Raw genomic sequence first — 15,210 nt, 5'->3', positions numbered from 1 at the left:
TGAAGCATGGATGATCTGAAGGACCGTCTCGTTCGACAGGCCCATGCCGAGGGGTTCGATCTCGCCCGCATCTGCCGCCCCACCGATGTGCCGCAGGTGCCCGATAGGCTCGCCGCGTTTCTCGCAGAGGGCCGCCACGGCCAGATGGGCTGGCTGGCCGAGCGCAGCCATTGGCGGGGCGATCCCGCCGCGCTCTGGCCCGAGGCGCGTTCGGTCATCATGCTGGGCGAGAGCTATACGCCGGAGCATGATCCGCTCGAGGTGCTGGGGCGGCCCGAACGCGGCGCGATCAGCGTCTATGCGCAGAACAAGGATTACCACGATCTCGTCAAGAAGCGGCTGAAGCGGCTCGCGCGCTGGCTCATCGCCGAGACGGCGCCGGAGACGGAGGTCAAGGTCTTCGTCGATACCGCGCCCGTGCCGGAAAAGCCACTGGGCGAGGCGGCGGGTCTGGGTTGGCAGGGCAAGCATACCAATCTGGTGAGCCGCGATCTGGGCAGCTGGTTCTTCATCGGGTCTATCTTCACGACCCTCGACATAGAGCCTGATATAGGCGAATCCGATCATTGCGGGTCTTGCCGCGCCTGCCTCGACATCTGTCCGACGGATGCCTTTCCGGCGCCCTACCAGCTCGATGCGCGGCGCTGCATCTCGTATCTGACGATCGAGCATCACGGCCCGGTCGATCCCGAGTTGCGGCCGCTCATGGGCAACCGCATCTATGGCTGCGACGATTGTCTCGCTGCCTGCCCGTGGAACAAGTTCGCACAAGAGGCGCGCGAGACGCGCTACCACGCGCGCGGTGATCTCGTGGCGCCGCCGCTGGCCGAACTCGCGGCGCTCGATGATGCCGCGTTCCGCGCGAAATTCTCGGGCAGTCCGATCAAGCGGATCGGGCGCGACAGGTTCATCCGTAATGTTCTCTACGCCATCGGCAATTCGGGGCGGCCCGACCTTGCAGGTGCGGTGCGCCCGCATCTCGACGATCCCGACGCCACGGTCGTCGATGCGGCGCGATGGGCGCTGGAGCGACTGGACCGTGCCGCAAAAGGGATGGAACAGCCCTGATTTCCGGCTTATGCGATGCAGGCATCTGCTGGGAGGATTGGCATGGCGATCTTGTTGGGCGTGGACACGGGCGGCACCTATACCGACGCCGTGCTGATCGAGGGCGAGCGCGAGGTCATCGCGAGCGCCAAGGCTCTGACGACGCGGCATGATCTGGCCATCGGCATCGGCGAGGCGGTGGCGCGTGTCCTGGCCGAAAGCGGCACCGCGCCCGAGCGGATCGCGCTTGCCTCGCTTTCGACCACCCTGGCCACGAATGCGCTGGTCGAGGGGCAGGGCGGGCGCGCCGGCCTCGTCTATATCGGCTTTCGCGAGCAGGATCTCGACGGGCATGGCCTGAGGGCGGCGCTGGGCGGCGATCCGGCGCTGATCCTTTCCGGGGGTCACAACCATGCGGGATACGAGGCGCGTCCGCTCGATCTGGCGGCGCTCGAGGCATGGCTGGCCGAAGATCGCGGCATCGGCGCCTTCGCCGTCGCCTCGCAATTCGCCACGCGCAATCCCGAGCATGAGCTGGCGGCGCAGCGGATGATCCACGAATTGACCGGGCGGCCCGTCTCCTGCTCGCATCATCTGTCGGCCAAGCTGAACGGGCCGAAGCGGGCGCTGACCGCGCTTCTCAACGCGCGGCTGATCGGGATGATCGCGCGGCTGATCGACAAGGCCGAGGGCAAGCTGGCCGATCTGGGCATCGACGCGCCCTTGATGGTGGTGCGCGGCGATGGCGCGCTGATCAGCGCGGATCAGGCTCGAGACCGCCCGATAGAGACGATTCTGAGCGGTCCTGCCGCATCGATCGTTGGCGCGCGCTGGCTCACGGGTGTGGATACGGCGCTCGTCTCGGATATCGGAGGCACCACTACGGATGTCGCGGTGCTGCGCGGCGGCAAGCCCATGATCGACCCGGCGGGCGCGCAGGTGGGTCCGTGGCGCACCATGGTGGAGGCGGTGGGCATGCGCACGACCGGGCTTGGCGGCGACAGCGAGGTGCAGGTTCTGAGTGACGGGCTTGCCGGGGGCCTCCTGCTCGGGCCGCGCCGCGTGTTGCCGGTCAGTCTCATCGCGCATGAGGCGCCCGAGATCGTCCACCGTACGCTCGACGCGCAGCTGCGCGCGACTGTGCCTGGCGAGCAGGACGCGGCTTTTGTGCGCGCCGTGCCGGGGATCGACGCGGGCGGACTGCCCGAGCGCGACGAGGGCCTTCTTGCGCGGATCACCGAAGGTGGCGTGCAGCCCGTGGGTGCGGTTCTGCGCACGCGGATGGAGGCGCAGGCGCTGCGCCGCTTGGTCTCGCGCGGTCTCGTGCAGGTCGCGGGAGTGACGCCGTCCGATGCGAGCCATGTTCTGGGCCAAGCGGATGCCTGGGACGGCGACGCGGCGCAGAAGGCGCTGACGCTCATGGCGCGCAAGCGCACGGGGTCGGGCAATCTCATTGCCACGGACGCCGAGGAGATGGCCCGGATGATCGTCGATCAACTGACGCGCCAGACGGTCCTCGCGATCCTCGAGACGGGCTTCGCCGAGGAGGCCGAGCCCTTCGGCCTCGATCCTGCTGAGCTGGCGCGGCATGTGCTGATGCAGCGGGGCCTCGATCGGCATGAGGGTCTAGTTCGGCTTAATTCGGGTCTGAATGTTCCGGTGGTGGGTCTCGGTGCTTCTGCGGCGACGTATTATCCGGCTGTCGGCGAACGGCTCGGCTGCGAGATGATCCTGCCCGAACATGCAGGCGTCGCCAATGCCATCGGCGCTGTCGTCGGGCGGGTGACGATCCGGCGCAGCGGGACTGTGACGTCGCCCAGCGAAGGGATTTTCCGCGTGCACCTCGAGACCGGGCCCGAGGATCACCGGGATGCGGAGGCCGCGCTCGATGCGCTGCAAGCCGCGCTCGAAAGCGCCGCGCGGGCCGAGGCCGTGGCGGCGGGCGCGGAGGATATCCACGTCACCGCGACGCGCGATCTGCGCACCGCCGAAGCCGAAGCGCGGCAGGTGTTTCTGGAAGGCGAGATCACCGTCGAAGCCTCGGGACGGCCGCGCATCGCGGCGTAGGCCGCCGGTGTCGCCTTGCGCGCGGATGCGTTAGCTTCGGCGCAAGCCGAGTCACAGAAAGGATCATGAGATGAGCGCCGCACGCAAAGCCGCACGGAACTTCGAAGCCGACATGTCCGCCCGCCTCGACGGCCTGAAGGACGAGGGGCTCTACAAGACCGAGCGGGTCATCACCTCTCCGCAGGCCGGGCGCGTGTCGCTCGCGAGCGGCGCGGAGGTCATCAACCTTTGCGCCAACAATTATCTCGGGCTGGCCGATGATGCGCGCATCATCGAGGCGGCGCATGAGGCGCTGGATCGCTACGGGTTCGGCATGGCCTCGGTGCGCTTCATCTGCGGCACGCAGGAGGAGCACAAGGCGCTCGAGGCCCGCATCGCGGGCTTTCTCGGGACCGAGGATTGCATCCTCTACCCGAGCTGTTTCGACGCGAATGCCGGTTTGTTCGAGACCATTCTGGGCCCCGAGGATGCGATCATCAGCGATGCGCTGAACCACGCCAGCATCATCGACGGGGTGCGCCTGTGCAAGGCGCAGCGCTATCGCTATGCCAACAGCGACATGGACGATCTCGAGCGCTGCCTGAAGGAGGCTCGGGGCGCGCGGCATCGGCTGATCGCGACGGACGGCGTGTTTTCGATGGATGGCTATTACGCCAAGCTGGCCGAGATCTGCGATCTGGCCGAGCAATACGATGCGCTGGTGATGGTGGACGATTGCCATGCCACCGGCTTTGTCGGTGCGACGGGGCGCGGCAGCATCGAGCATTGCGGTGTCATGGGCCGGGTGGACATTCTGACCGGCACGCTCGGCAAGGCGCTGGGCGGCGCATCGGGGGGCTATACCGCCGCCTCGGCCAAGGTCGTGGACTGGCTGCGCCAACGCTCGCGGCCCTATCTTTTCTCAAACACGTTGGCGCCGGTAATCGCGGGCGCGTCGCTCAGGATGTTCGATCTGATCGAGGAGGGCGGCGACTTGCGCGCGCGGCTTTGGGAGAATGCGGCGCATTTCCGCACCCGCATGACCGATCTCGGCTTCGAGTTGCTGCCCGGCGAGCACGCGATCATTCCCGTGATGCTGCGCGATCCGAAGCTGGCGCAGCAGATGGCGCAAAAGCTGGGCGAGCGGGGCGTTTTTGTGACCGCCTTCAGCTTTCCGGTCGTGCCGAAGGATCAGGACCGCATCCGCACGCAGATGAGCGCAGCGCATAGCCGCGAGATGCTGGATGAGGCGATCGACGCCTTTGCGGCGGTCGGCCGCGAGTTCGGGGTGATTTCATGAAGAACGAGATGAAGGCGCTGGTGAAGGCGCGGCCCGAGCCGGGGCTTTGGATGGAATATGTGCCCGTGCCGGAGCCGGGGCCGAAGGATGTGCTCATCAAGGTGCGCAAATCCGCGATCTGCGGCACGGATGTGCATATCTGGAAATGGGACGAGTTCAGCGCCAGGACCGTGCCTGTCCCGATGGTCGTGGGCCACGAGTTTGTGGGCGAGATCGCCGATACCGGCAGTGCGGTCACGCGCTACAAGGTGGGCCAGCGCGTGAGCGGCGAGGGGCATATCGTCTGCGGCATCTGCCGCAACTGCCGCGCGGGACGCGGGCAGCTTTGCCGCAACACCAAGGGCGTGGGCGTCAACCGGCCGGGCAGCTTCGCCGAATATGTCTGCATTCCCGAGATGAACGTGGTGCCCATCCCCGAGGATGTTCCCGACGAGATCGCCGCCATTTTCGATCCGTTCGGCAATGCGGTGCATACCGCGCTCAGCTTCGATCTGGTGGGCGAGGACGTGCTGGTGACGGGCGCGGGGCCGATCGGGATCATGGGCGCGCTCGTCGCGCAGAAGGTGGGCGCGCGGAAGGTGGTCATCACCGATATCAACCCCTACCGCCTCAAGCTCGCCCGCGAGATGGGCGTTCAGCACGTTGTCGATGTCTCGAAGGAAGAGCTCAGCGACGTGATGACGCGCATCGACATGCATGAAGGCTTCGACGTGGGGCTTGAGATGTCGGGCGCGGCGGCCGCGATGCAGCAGATGATCAGCCGCATGAACAATGGCGGCAAGATCGCGCTTCTGGGCATCGCGCCGACCGAGTTCGCCGTCGATTGGAACGCGATCATCTTCAAGATGCTGCATGTGAAAGGCATCTATGGCCGCGAGATGTTCGAGACGTGGTACAAGATGATCGCGCTCGTGCAGTCGGGCCTCGATGTGTCCGGTCTCATCACGCATCGCATCGGGATCGACGATTTCGAAGAGGGGTTCGCGGCGATGATTTCGGGCAATTCCGGCAAGGTCGTGATGGATTGGTGAGCCGGCGCGCGTGAAGCGGGCCGGGTTTGCCCGGGAAAAAGCCGGGGTCATGCTCAATCCCGCGCGAGGGGCGTGAAATATCTGTTGGAAATCGGCGCCACGCGGCCATCTATGTGCCCAAGAGTATCAATTGGAGGGATGAGACATGACCCGCTATACCAAGGATCCCGACGCGATCGCGCGGCTGAGCCCCGAGGAATACCACGTGACGCAGCAAAGCGGCACCGAGCGGCCCGGCACGGGCAAGTATCTCGGCAACAAGGAGCCGGGGATCTATGTCGATGTCGTCTCGGGCGAGCCTCTTTTCGCGTCGTCTGACAAATACGAAAGCGGCTGCGGCTGGCCCAGTTTCACCAAGCCGATCGAGCCCGCGCATGTGACCGAAGTGCAGGACGACAGTCTCGGAATGCGCCGCGTTGAGGTGCGCAGCGCCCATGGCGACAGCCATCTGGGCCATGTCTTTCCCGACGGGCCGCGCGACCGGGGCGGGCTGCGCTATTGCATCAATTCGGCCTCGCTGCGCTTCGTTCCCAAGGACGAGATGGAGGCCGAGGGATATGGTGACTACCTGGATCAAGTGGAGGATGTGGCATGAGTGAAGAACGCGCCGTTCTGGCGGGCGGATGTTTCTGGGGAATGGAAGAGCTGATCCGCAAGCGCGAGGGCGTGCTGAAGACGCGGGTTGGCTATACCGGGGGCGACGTGCCCAACGCGACCTATCGCAATCACGGCACCCATGCCGAGGCGATCGAGATCATCTTCGATCCGGCCAAGATCAGCTATCGCGAGATCCTCGAGCTGTTCTTCCAAATCCATGATCCGACGACGCTCAATCGGCAGGGCAACGATATCGGTCTCAGCTATCGCTCGGCGATCTACTATGTCGACGAGGCGCAGCGCGAAGAGGCGATGCGCACCATCGCCGATGTCGAGGCCAGCGGCAATTGGCCCGGCAAGGTCGTCACCGAAGTCGAGCCGGTCAGCGATTTCTGGGAGGCCGAGCCCGAGCATCAGGACTATCTCCAGCGCGTGCCGAACGGCTATACCTGCCATTTTCCGCGCGCCGACTGGGTTCTGCCGCGCAGCTGACCCACGCCCGCTCCAGGGCCGCGCCCGCCCCTTGACCTTGTCCGGAGGCGGGCGCATTCATGGCGTCCAAAGGAGCCATGCCCATGCAGCCGGTCAAGGCGATCACGCTCAAACTCTGCGCGGTCGTTCTCTTCATCGTGATGTCGTCCCTCATCAAGGCTGCGTCGGAGGAAGTGCCGCCGGGGCAGGCGGTGTTTTTCCGATCCTTCTTCGCCATGCCGATCACGGTGATCTGGCTCATGATGCTGGGCCAGCTTTCGACCGGGCTGCGCGTCACTTCCGTCTGGGGACATGTGCGGCGGGGCGTCGCGGGCACGGCGGCGATGGCCATGATGTTCGCGGGTCTCGCGCTGCTGCCGCTGCCCGAGGTCACGGCGCTCGGCTATACCTCGTCTCTCCTGATCGTGGTCTTCGCCGCGCTCTTTCTGGGTGAAAAGGTCGGCATCTTCCGTATCGCGGCCGTCTGCATCGGCCTCGTCGGCGTCGTGATCATTCTCGCGCCGAAACTGACCGTCTTCGGTGGCGCGCCGGTCGCGGCGAGCGAGGCGCTGGGCGCGGCTGTCGTGTTGATCGGCGCCACCTGCGCCGCGATCGCGCAGATTACCATCCGCTCGATGGTCCAGACCGAGCATCCGGCGGCCATCGCCTTTTATTTCTCGGTCACGGCGACCGTTCTTTCGGCGCTGACGATGCCCTTCGGGTGGGTCATGCCGTCGGGCTGGCTGATGGGGCAGCTTGTCCTCGCGGGCATTCTGGGCGGGGCCGCGCAGATCTTTCTGACGCTCTCCTATCGCTATGCCGACGCGAGCATCGTCGCACCTTTTGATTACGCGTCGATGATCTTCGCGCTCCTGATCGGGTACTTCGTTTTCGACGAGGTGCCGACCGGACCGATGCTGATCGGGGCCGCGCTGATCGCGGCGGCGGGGATCGCGATCATCCTGCGCGAGCATCATCTCGGCCTCAAGCGGGGTCGCGCTCGCGCGCTGCGCACGCCCCAAGGGTGATGGAACGTCGGCCCGCAGCCCGGCGTTCGGTCTGCAAATGCAACTCAATGCGAGGCCGACATGACCGATACCTTCCAAACCATCAATCCAGCCACGGGCGAGACCATCAAGAGCTACAGCCACATTTCGAATGCCGAGATGGAGGGCAAGATCGAAGCCTGTCACAAGGCCTTCGACGGCTGGCGCAAGAAGAGCCATGCCGAACGCGGCGAGATCATCAAGGCCATCGGTCAAGGGTTGCGCGACCGCAAGGAAGAGCTGGCCAAGCTGATGACCGAAGAGATGGGCAAGCTTCTCGAACAGTCGCGGCAGGAAATCGATCTGTGCGCCGCGATCTGCGACTATACCGCTGAAAACGGCCCTGACGTTCTTGCGCCCGAGGACCGCGAGATCGCTAATGGCGAGCGCGGGAAAGTCGTCCATTCGCCGCTCGGCGTCATCTATGGCATCCAGCCGTGGAATTTTCCGGCCTATCAGGTCGTGCGCTATTCCATCGCCAATCTGATGGCGGGCAATGGCGTTCTGCTCAAGCATGCGGCCAATGTCACCGGCTCGGGCCTGATGCTCGAGGAGATTTACCGCGACGCGGGCCTGCCCGAAAACCTCTTCACCGTGCTCGTCATCAGTCATGATCAGTCCGACGCCGTGATCGCGCACGACAAGGTGCGCGGCGTGACGCTTACCGGCAGCCCCGGCGCGGGCAGCCATGTCGGCGAGAAAGCGGGCAAGGCGCTCAAGAAGACGGTGCTGGAGCTCGGCTCGAACGACGCCTATCTCGTGCTGTCGGACGCCGATATCGAAAAGGCCGTCGAGACATGCGTGACGGGCCGGGTCTACAACAACGGCCAGACATGCGTGGCGGCCAAGCGCTTCATCGTCGTGGAGCAACATTATGACGCGTTCCGCGACGCTTTCGTCGCGCAGATGAAGGCGCTCAAGGCGGGCGATCCCACGAAGGAGGGCAGCGATATCGGCCCGATGGCGCGCGAGGACCTGCGCGAAGATCTGCACGAGCAGGTGGAGCAAAGCGTCAAGAACGGCGCCACCATCCTCTGCGGAGGCGAGAAGCCCGAGGGAGAGGGTTACTACTATCCCGCGACGGTTCTCGCCGATGTCGCCCCCGGCCAACCTGCCTATGACGACGAGCTTTTCGGCCCCGTCGCGTCGCTGATCCGCGCCAAGGACGACAAGGATGCGATGCGCATCGCCAATGACAGCCGTTATGGCCTGGGCGGCGGGATTCTGTCGCAGGATACCGAGACCGCCGTCAAGCTTGCGGCCGAAGAGTTCGATACCGGCATGGTCTTCATCAACGGTTTCGGCATGGCGACGCCCAACATGCCCTTCGGCGGTGTGAAGGATGCCGGGTACGGGCGCGAGCATGGCGGTTTCGGCATGAAGGAATTCACCAATGCCAAGGCGATCATGGTGATGAGCTGAGCCTCAGGCGCCCGTCGCCCACATCGCGCCGTAGACCGGCCAGAACCAAGCCCGCCTGAACCGGCCCAAAGGCCAGCGTTTGGGCGGGCTTTTCATGATCTCGGGATAGGTATTGCGCGGCGCGCGGTCCTGCGCGAGATCGGCGAGAAGCGCGCCGGCATAGGTGCCCATCGCGACACCGTTTCCGTGATAGGAAATCGCCGTGAAGGCTCCCGGCATCGTGTCGATCGGCCCGGCATAGGGCGTCAGGTCGCGCGCGATGCTGAGCAGGCCGTGCCAGCTATGCGGCGTCTCCACATGCGCCCAGGCGGGAAACATGGTCTCGAAATGCTGGCGGATATTGCCGTGCATCCGCCTGTCGGCCCAGGGCGCGCTGAAGAGCCCGCCACGCATACCGAAGAGCATGCGGTTGTTCGGCATGAGCCGGAAGTAATGCAGAAAGAAGCGGTCGTCATAGCAGGCCTGGCGCGTGGTCCAGCCCTGCGCGGTCAGCTCTTCGTCGGTCATCGGACGGGTGACCAGAACGTTCGATTGCGTGGGCAGGTAGCGCCCTTTCATCCAGTCCGGCAGATCGTCCGAGCTGTAGCCATTGGTGGCGACGATCAGGCGGCGGGCCTGAATCCGGGCCTCGGGCGTCTGGAGGCTGAAACTCGCGCCTTGGTCGATCTGGTGTACCGGGCTGTGCGCGCGGATGCGCACGCCGGCGGCGCGGCAGGCGGTGGCGAGTCCCTGAAGGTATTTCATCGGGTTCAGCGCGAAGCCGATGGGCGTGGTCATGGCTCCGTGAAACGGCCCGGACATGCCGTTCTGTGCCTGTTCATGCGCCGGGGTGATGGTGGGCGTCACCTCGTAATCGCGCTCGATCACACGGGCGCGCGTCTCGAAGCCGCCGAACGCGGCGGGCGTGTGGGCCATCACCGTCTCGCCTTGCGAATGGCGGTCCACCTGCATGCCGTGACGCTCGATCAGATCCGCCGCGAGCTCGACCGCGCGGCACTCGGTCATGCGGAACTCGCGGCGGGCCTTCTCGCCGAACATGCGGGTCAGCGCCTTGTCGCTGGCCGCCGATCCGCCGAGGCAGCAAAAACCGCCATTGCGCCCCGATGCGCCCCAGCCCACATCCTGCGCCTCGAGCACGATCACATCGACGCCGTCCTGGGCGAGGTGGAGCGCGGCCGAAAGCCCGGTGAATCCCGCGCCGATGATGGCGACATCGGCCGTCAGCGTGCCGCGAGCGGGTGGGTTCGCGGCGCCTTCGGTGGTCACCGGCCAATAGCAGGCGGCGCGCGGCGCCTCACCATAGGCATGGGCCGGATAGATGCGCTTCATGTGCCTGCGGCGCGCTCGTCCGCCTGCCTCTGGAGGCTTGTGCGTTTGGAGATGAGCGACGCCGTGATGACGCCGACGGCGACGATCGAGATCATCAGCGTCGAAAGCGCGTTGATCTCGGGGCTGAGGCCGAGGCGAATCGACGACCAGATCTTGATCGGCAGCGTCGTCGAGGACGGACCGGCGGTGAAGCTGGCGATCACCAGATCATCGAGGCTGAGCGTGAACGCCAGGAGCCAGCCCGAGATCACGGCGGGCGCGATGATGGGCAGCGTGACGAGGAAGAAGGCCTGCAGTTGCGAACATCCCAGGTCCAGCGCCGCCTCTTCGAGCGAGCGGTCGAAACTGACGAGTCGCGAGGAGACGACGACCGACACGTAGCACATCGAGAAGGTCGTATGCGCGAGAACGATGGTCAGCACGCCCCGGTCGATGTTGAGCCCGATGAAAAGAAGCAGAAGCGACAGGCCGGTGATGACCTCGGGCATGACGAGCGGCGCGTAGATCATCCCCGAAAAGAGCGTGCGTCCCGAGAAACGCCCAGCGCGCACCAGCACGATGGCCGCCATCGTGCCCAGCACCGTGGCGATTGACGAGGACATGACCGCGACCTTGATCGTCACCCAGGCCGCATCGAGAAACGCCTCGTTGCGGATCAGCTCGCCATACCATTTGGTCGAGAAGCCCGCCCAGACCGTCACAAGCTTAGATTCGTTGAAGCTGTAGATGATGAGGATCAGCATCGGCAGGTAGAGGAACGCGAAGCCGAGCGTCAGGGACGTGGCGTTGAACCAGGTGACGCGCCTCATCCTTCGGCCTCCCGCTGCTTCTGCTCGTTGCGCTGGAAGAGGATGATCGGGATGATGAGGATCATCAGCAGGATCACCGCCACCGCGCTCGCCACCGGCCAGTCGCGGTTGTTGAAGAACTCCTCCCAGAGCACCTTGCCGATCATCAGCGTCTGCGATCCGCCGAGGAGGGACGGGATCACGAACTCACCGATGGTGGGGATGAAGACGAGGAAACAGCCCGCGATGATGCCGTTGCGCGACAGCGGAAAGGTGACCAGCCAGAAGGCGGTGGTGCGGCTGCACCCCAGATCCTCGGCCGCCTCGAGCAGCGAGCCGTCCATCCGCTCGAGCGCAGCGTAGATCGGCAGGATCATGAAGGGCAGGTAGGTATAGACGATGCCGATATAGACGGCGACATTCGTGTTGAGGATCGTCAGCGGCGTCGAGATGATGCCGAGCCCCAGCAGAAGCTGATTGAGATATCCCTCGCTCGAGAGGATGCCGACCCAGGAATAGACGCGGATCAGAAAGCTGGTCCAGAAGGGCAGGATCACGAGCATCATCAGCGTGGGGCGCCAGTGATCGGGCGCGCTCGCCATGCCGTAGGCGATGGGATAGCCGACGAGAAGCGTGAGGAAGGTGGCGATGAACGCGATCTGAAGCGACGACAGATACGCCTTCCAATAGAGATCGTCCGTCGTCAGGAACTCGAAATTCTCGAAATCGAGCGCGGCAAAGAATTCCTTGAGCCCGTCCCAGCCCTCTTTCAGGTCCAAAGTCGGCGTATAGGGCGGGATCGACAGGGCGATGTCGCTGAGACTGATCTTGAGCACGATCAGGAAGGGCACGAGGAACAGCGCCAGCAGCCACAGATAGGGCACGACGATCAGGAAGGTGCGGCGCATATCCTAGCCCTCCAGAAGGACACCGGCAGTGTCGGTCCAGCTCAGCCAGACGGTATCCTCCCAGGTGAAGCTGCGCCGCGACAGGCGCCGCGTGTTGGCCGCCTGCGCCTTGATGATCTGCCCGTTCTCCAGCTCGACATGGTAGGTCGAGAGATTGCCCAGATAGGCGATGTCGAGGATCTTGCCCTTGAGCGCGTTGCGCGCCTCGGGCTTTTCGGCGGTGATGACGACCTTCTCGGGGCGGATGGCGAGATGGCAGGTCTGCCCATTCTCGAGCTGCGTTTCGGATTCCGCGTGCAGCGTCGGCTGGCCTTCGGCGAAGGCGATGTCGTAGCCGTTGCCGTTCTTCGTCGCGCGGCCCTCGATGATGGTGACGTCACCGATGAAATCGGCGACATAGACCGAGTTGGGCCGCTCGTAGATATTGGCGGGCGTGTCGGCCTGCATGATGCGGCCCTCGTCCATCACGGCGACGCGGCTCGCCACGGTCATCGCCTCTTCCTGGTCGTGGGTCACGATGACGAAGGTGGTGCCGGTCTTTTCCTGGATATCGACCAGCTCGAACTGCGTGTCCTGCCGCAGCTTGGCGTCGAGCGCCCCCAGAGGCTCGTCGAGCAGAAGCAGCTTCGGGGCCTTGGCGAGGCTGCGCGCTAGGGCGACGCGCTGGCGCTGGCCGCCGGAAATCTGGTGCGGCTTGCGCTTGGCGAATTTCTCGAGCCGCGTCAGCTTGAGCATCTGGGCCACGCGTTCAGCGATCTCGTCCTTGGGCTTCTTGTCGCGCTTGAGACCGAAGGCGATGTTGTCCCAGACCGAAAGATGCGGGAAGAGCGCGTAGGACTGGAACATCATGTTCACGGCGCGCTTGTTCGGCGGGATCGGGGCCATGTCCTGACCGCCCAGAAGGATCTTGCCCTCGGTCGGCTTCTCGAAGCCGGCCAGCATGCGCATCATCGTTGTCTTGCCGCAGCCGGACGGGCCCAGAAGGGCAAAGAATTCGCGCTCGTAGATGTCGAATGTCTGGTTGTCGATGGCGGTGAAGTCACCGAAACGCTTGGTGACGTTCTTGAACTGGATCAGAGGCTTGGCCTGCGGATCGTTCCACGGCTCGAAAACGGTCTGGCTCATCGTGGCTCCCGGATGGGTGTTGAAGATGCCCGCGCGCGGAGTGACGCGCGCGGGCAGGGACGCATCAGGTGCCGGATTTCACCGCGGTCCAAAGGCGCGTCACGACACGCTGCACCTTCGCCGGGTAGGGCGTCGTGGTGTAGAGGTTCTCGAGCGTGGCTTCATCGGGATAGATCGCCGGATCGCCGATCACGTCCTCGACGAGAAACTCCTGGCTCGCCTTGTTGCCGTTGGCGTAATAGACATAGTTCGACGCAGCCGCCATGTTCTCGGCATCCATGATGAAGTTCAGGAACGCATGCGCGGCATCGGGGTTCGGGGCGTCCACGGGGATCGCCATCTGGTCGAACCACATCAGCGCACCTTCGCTCGGTGCGTTGTAGGCGATCTCGACGCCGTTATCGGCCTCGGCGGCACGGTCGCGCGCCTGGAGGATATCGCCGGACCAGCCGAAGGCGACGCAGATATCGCCGTTCGCCAGCGCGTTGATGTATTCCGAGCTGTGGAATTTCTGCACGTAGGGCGCAACGGCGGTCAGAACCGGCTCGGTCTTGGCGATCACTTCGGGGTCGTGGCTGTCGGGATCTTCGCCCAGGAATTTCAGCGCGGCGGGGATCATCTCGGTCGGCGCGTCGAGGAAGTGCACGCCGCATTCCGCGAGTTTCTCCATGTTGGCCGGATCGAAGATCAGCTCGAGCGAGCCGATCGGTGCGTCCTCGCCGAGGATCTCGGTCACCTTGCCGACATTCACGCCGAGGCCGGTGGTGCCCCACATGTAGTTGATCGAGTATTCGTTGTTCGGATCGTACTGCTCGGTGCGCTTCTCGACCACGTCCCACATGTTCTCGAGGTTCGGCAGCTTGGACGGATCGAGCTTCTGGAAGGCGCCGGCGCTGATCTGGCGTTGCAGGAAGGTGCCCGAGGGGACCACGACATCATAGCCCGACCCGCCGGCGAGCATCTTGGTCTCGAGAACCTCGTTGCTGTCGAAGACGTCATAGATCAGGTCGATGCCGGTTTCCTGCTCGAACTTCTCCAGCAGTGCCTCGTCGATGTAATCGGACCAGTTGTAGACGCGTACCTCTTCGGCGCCCGCGGCTCCGGCCAGCAGCGCGAGGGTGGCCGTGGTGGTCACTATGGTATTTCTCATGGTCTTCTCCCTGTGGATCCGGTGATCGCTGCCACCGCTCCCCCGAATTTGATCAAGTTTTCTGCGCATGGCAATATGGTAATGTTTTCACGGGGCCGTTAAACTCGCAACCTTGGACATTGCAAATGATCGGAGCTTGATCCGCGATGCAGCCTTCTGCCCGGCTTACCGCCCGGAAATTCAGCACGGATGACGCCGGTCTGCCCGCGCATGCGCAGACCTATCTGCGCCTCAGGGACATGGTTCTCTACGGCGATCTGACGCCGGGTCAGGCGGTGACGATCCAGGGTCTCACCACGCGGCTCGGCGCCGGAATGACGCCTGTCCGCGAGGCGATTCGGCGGCTTATTTCGCAAGGCGCGCTGGAATTTCAGGGCAACCGCAGGGTGAGCGTGCCGCAACTCGGTGCGGCGGATATCGACGAAATCATCGTCGCGCGCGAGTGGCTCGACCCGTTTCTCGCGCGCCGCGCGCTGGAGCATGCGACCGCCGCCGACATCGCGGCGCTCGAGCGGATCGACGGCGCGCTCGACGGGGCGATCCGTCAGGGCGATCTGCGCGCCTACCTGCATCTCAATCACCAGTTTCACCGCAGCCTCTATGAATTGGCGTCCTCACCCATTCTCGGCGATCTGGCCGAGGGTCTATGGCTGAGGTTCGGGCCCGCCATGCGGGTGCTGTGCGGGCGCCTCGGAACGCAAAGTCTGCGCGATAATCACAAGGATCTTCTGGCCGCGATGCGCGCCGGGAACGCGGATGCCGCAGCCGCCGCGATTGCCGCCGATGTGAGGCAGGGTATGGACCAGTTGCGCGCCTCGCTCGAAGAGGCCGCCAAGGAGGGGCGGCAGGGCGGCGCGCAGGCCAAGTGATTCGATTGACAATGGAGAATTTGATCATATTCTGGAGGCAATTTCGCGCCGCGCCGCGACATCCCCTTCCCTGTCAGTGAA

At 64.6% G+C, this 15,210-nt stretch carries 14 protein-coding genes; 9 read left to right on the top strand and 5 right to left on the bottom strand.

Annotated features, from left to right (window positions below):
* The first annotated feature begins 6 nt into the window (after window positions 1-6).
* The 8 genes from queG to ACGRVM_RS11595 all read left to right on the top strand — a co-directional run bounded on the left by queG (window position 7) and on the right by ACGRVM_RS11595 (window position 8,960).
* Window positions 7-1,068, top strand: a complete 1,062-nt coding sequence (queG, locus tag ACGRVM_RS11630) for a tRNA epoxyqueuosine(34) reductase QueG (RefSeq protein ID WP_377171799.1) — start codon at window positions 7-9, stop codon at window positions 1,066-1,068.
* 42 nt (window positions 1,069-1,110) lie between these two features.
* Entirely contained in the window at window positions 1,111-3,114 is a 2,004-nt protein-coding gene (locus ACGRVM_RS11625; RefSeq protein ID WP_377171797.1) for a hydantoinase/oxoprolinase N-terminal domain-containing protein, read from the top strand.
* Window positions 3,115-3,184: 70 nt separating this feature from the next.
* The gene (locus tag ACGRVM_RS11620) at window positions 3,185-4,393 is read left to right on the top strand and encodes a glycine C-acetyltransferase (RefSeq protein ID WP_377171795.1); all 1,209 of its coding nucleotides are present in this window, start codon (window positions 3,185-3,187) and stop codon (window positions 4,391-4,393) included.
* An 8-nt stretch (window positions 4,394-4,401) separates the two neighbouring features.
* Window positions 4,402-5,424: an L-threonine 3-dehydrogenase gene (tdh, locus tag ACGRVM_RS11615; protein WP_377172457.1), complete on the top strand. Its 1,023-nt coding sequence runs from the start codon at window positions 4,402-4,404 to the stop codon at window positions 5,422-5,424.
* Window positions 5,425-5,569: 145 nt separating this feature from the next.
* Window positions 5,570-6,019, top strand: a complete 450-nt coding sequence (gene msrB, locus ACGRVM_RS11610) for a peptide-methionine (R)-S-oxide reductase MsrB (protein WP_377171793.1) — start codon at window positions 5,570-5,572, stop codon at window positions 6,017-6,019.
* Complete coding sequence (gene msrA / locus ACGRVM_RS11605; protein ID WP_377171791.1) at window positions 6,016-6,513, top strand: peptide-methionine (S)-S-oxide reductase MsrA; 498 nt, start codon at window positions 6,016-6,018, stop codon at window positions 6,511-6,513. Before msrB ends, msrA begins: the two co-directional genes overlap by 4 nt.
* Window positions 6,514-6,596: 83 nt before the next feature.
* On the top strand, window positions 6,597-7,520 hold the full coding sequence (locus ACGRVM_RS11600; protein WP_377171789.1) for a DMT family transporter: 924 nt from the start codon (window positions 6,597-6,599) through the stop codon (window positions 7,518-7,520).
* 60 nt (window positions 7,521-7,580) lie between these two features.
* Entirely contained in the window at window positions 7,581-8,960 is a 1,380-nt protein-coding gene (locus ACGRVM_RS11595; protein ID WP_377171787.1) for an NAD-dependent succinate-semialdehyde dehydrogenase, read from the top strand.
* Window positions 8,961-8,963: 3 nt separating this feature from the next.
* On the opposite strand, the gene ACGRVM_RS11590 is transcribed toward ACGRVM_RS11595, so the two are convergent.
* The 5 genes from ACGRVM_RS11590 to ACGRVM_RS11570 all read right to left on the bottom strand — a co-directional run bounded on the left by ACGRVM_RS11590 (window position 8,964) and on the right by ACGRVM_RS11570 (window position 14,260).
* A complete protein-coding gene (locus ACGRVM_RS11590; RefSeq protein ID WP_377171785.1) occupies window positions 8,964-10,289 on the bottom strand; it encodes an NAD(P)/FAD-dependent oxidoreductase in 1,326 nt (441 codons plus the stop codon).
* Window positions 10,286-11,098, bottom strand: coding sequence for an ABC transporter permease (locus tag ACGRVM_RS11585; protein WP_377171783.1), 813 nt, complete (start codon window positions 11,096-11,098; stop codon window positions 10,286-10,288). The genes ACGRVM_RS11590 and ACGRVM_RS11585 overlap by 4 nt, the downstream gene beginning before the upstream one ends.
* Window positions 11,095-11,985 (bottom strand): ABC transporter permease subunit, encoded by an 891-nt coding sequence (locus tag ACGRVM_RS11580; protein WP_377171781.1) that lies wholly within the window; start codon window positions 11,983-11,985, stop codon window positions 11,095-11,097. Before ACGRVM_RS11580 ends, ACGRVM_RS11585 begins: the two co-directional genes overlap by 4 nt.
* A 3-nt stretch (window positions 11,986-11,988) precedes the next feature.
* Window positions 11,989-13,110: an ABC transporter ATP-binding protein gene (locus ACGRVM_RS11575; protein WP_377171779.1), complete on the bottom strand. Its 1,122-nt coding sequence runs from the start codon at window positions 13,108-13,110 to the stop codon at window positions 11,989-11,991.
* A 64-nt stretch (window positions 13,111-13,174) separates the two neighbouring features.
* Complete coding sequence (locus tag ACGRVM_RS11570) at window positions 13,175-14,260, bottom strand: polyamine ABC transporter substrate-binding protein (RefSeq protein ID WP_377171777.1); 1,086 nt, start codon at window positions 14,258-14,260, stop codon at window positions 13,175-13,177.
* Window positions 14,261-14,406: 146 nt separating this feature from the next.
* Here ACGRVM_RS11570 and ACGRVM_RS11565 point away from each other — a divergent pair, with 146 nt between their 5' ends.
* Window positions 14,407-15,129, top strand: coding sequence for a GntR family transcriptional regulator (locus ACGRVM_RS11565; protein WP_377171775.1), 723 nt, complete (start codon window positions 14,407-14,409; stop codon window positions 15,127-15,129).
* Window positions 15,130-15,210 lie beyond the last annotated feature (81 nt).

This window comes from Roseovarius aquimarinus (genome assembly GCF_043661195.1).
Classification (GTDB): Bacteria; Pseudomonadota; Alphaproteobacteria; order Rhodobacterales; family Rhodobacteraceae; genus Roseovarius; species Roseovarius aquimarinus.
Note: the sequence above shows the minus strand (reverse complement) of the source record. Positions and strands in the feature narration are given on the sequence as shown.